The sequence below is a fragment of the Imhoffiella purpurea genome, assembly GCF_000585215.1.
Lineage (GTDB): Bacteria > Pseudomonadota > Gammaproteobacteria > Chromatiales > Chromatiaceae > Imhoffiella > Imhoffiella purpurea.
Genome location: NZ_AONC01000090.1, coordinates 1 through 1,788 on the forward strand (window position 1 = coordinate 1; position 1,788 = coordinate 1,788).

A 1,788-nucleotide genomic window follows, 5' to 3' on the forward strand; every position below is an offset into this window, starting at 1 on the left:
CCCTAATACCGTGGGGCCGCGTTAGCGACCCCTTGCCGCTTTGAGCGGCTCACGAATTCAAAGCCCCCGGCTTTGCCGGGGGATGGTTACTCTGGAGCCGTGACAGAATTGGCTCCTCGATATCTCTCAGATTCTCGAGGACAGCCCGCAGTCCGATTTCGACACCCATTGCGGATGTTTCCACCGACATACTCGGAGCCCCGAGATTTTCAGGTAGCGCGGCAACGCTAGGAAGATGGGGGAGATGAATCCATCCCGCACGAATGGGCAGGCTGTTGATGTGGATCCGGTGAAGGATTCCATACATCAGATGGTTGCAGCAAAAGGTGCCCGTAACATCCGAGGTATCGGAAGGAATGCCGGACTCTCGCATCGCCTTGACCATGGCACGAATGGGTAGCGTCGAATAGTATGCGGCGGGGCCATCGGCAACCGTCAGTTGCCCCTGCAGGGAGCACCCATTGTTGTCCGCGAGCCCGTATCGCGTCGAGTCGTTCAAATTCTGGGCAATCCGCTCGACGGTCACCATCGCACGTCCACCATATTCGCCCATCATGACCACGATGTCCGGCGATGTTTCGGCAATCGAATCCCACACGAAGTCGATGCATTCGAAAAAGTTATTCGGGACTATGCGCGAAACGATTATGGATTCATCGATAAGCTTACCATCAAGCCTACGAGCGACCGCTTCTGCCGGATTTTCGGGTGTGTTTCCGTACGCCTCGAATCCCGTTAGCAATATCTTCGCCATGGGTATTCCTCGTTGCCGCAACTAATAGGGGATGGGTTTTTAATTAGGCTCGTCATCGAACCTGGTTCTTCTAGGTCGACCAGGCTTGCGATGCTCGATCCGGCGATCGATCATGGCCTCGACTTGATCGGTGAAGCGGTCGCTTCCTGTCAACTGGCCACGCTGCAAGGCTTCGCGGATCAGGTTCCATTCTTCTTCCGGTATCGCTTCATGGACGAACTCACGGTAACGAAGGGCACGCTCTTCGGCGGTCACGCCCAAGGCCATGTAGCAAGGATCCGCATCGAGCCAGTCGTAGTCGGCGCTTTCCCGAGTGTGCCACCGATAGCTCGACCAGGGATAGGCGGCCGCTGAATCCGTCATCCCCGCCCGCACGGGATTCAGCTCGACATAGCGACAACAGGCGAGCAGGTAGGCATCCGTATCGATCGGGCTCGACTTGTATCGCCCCTCCCAGAGCGTTCCGCTCCGTGATTCCTGCCGGTTGACGAAGCGCGTTTGGCGTCCCGCCAGGCGTTTCATGAGCTGCCCGAGATCAGCGATCGCCTCGCCGGGCTGCAGGATCAGATGTACATGATTCGTCATCAGACAGAAGCCGAAGACCTTGACGTCATAGACCTGCTTGAAGGCTTCCAGCGTATCGAGGTAGTAACTGTAATCCGCCTCCTCGGCAAAAACTATCTGTCTATTGTGCCCGCGCTGCACGACATGGTGTGGATAGTTTGGAAGAATGATGCGCCCGATTCTTGGCATGCTGAAAAGCGGCTCTGACCCGAGTGGCTGTGCCTCATGTCAGTATAGCGGTAAATAAATCTGTCCCCTTTTTGTCCATTTTCACTTCACTTCACTTCCTTGGTCGTTACGATTGACAACGCTAAACCTATAAAGAAAAATCCAGTCCCGGAATTCAGAAGAACCAAAATTCTTGCGATTGAAGAGTTTGGTAAGCGTTCAGACCCTCCTCCTCCCTTGGGGACGTGAAGACAGACGGGCTCCGCTATGGCAAAGTCAAAACCACGACCTAAACGACGCCA

The 1,788-nt window shown here is 55.3% G+C and carries 3 protein-coding genes; all 3 read right to left on the bottom strand.

Going from position 1 to position 1,788, the window contains the following annotated elements; genetic code table 11:
• Positions 1-49: 49 nt before the first annotated feature.
• On the bottom strand, positions 50-754 hold the full coding sequence (gene pcp, locus D779_RS20290; RefSeq protein ID WP_052348331.1) for a pyroglutamyl-peptidase I: 705 nt from the start codon (positions 752-754) through the stop codon (positions 50-52).
• 39 nt (positions 755-793) lie between these two features.
• Positions 794-1,507, bottom strand: coding sequence for a transposase (locus D779_RS20295; RefSeq protein ID WP_043758103.1), 714 nt, complete (start codon positions 1,505-1,507; stop codon positions 794-796).
• Between the two features lie 86 nt (positions 1,508-1,593).
• On the bottom strand, positions 1,594-1,788 hold a 195-nt coding region (locus tag D779_RS23050), incomplete at its 5' end, for a hypothetical protein (protein ID WP_232424260.1).

Coding starts and splice junctions, on each gene's coding strand:
- pcp (WP_052348331.1), bottom strand. CDS start 754: ATGGCGAAGATATTGCTAACGGGATTCGAGGCGTACGGAAACACACCC.
- D779_RS20295 (WP_043758103.1), bottom strand. CDS start 1,507: ATGCCAAGAATCGGGCGCATCATTCTTCCAAACTATCCACACCATGTC.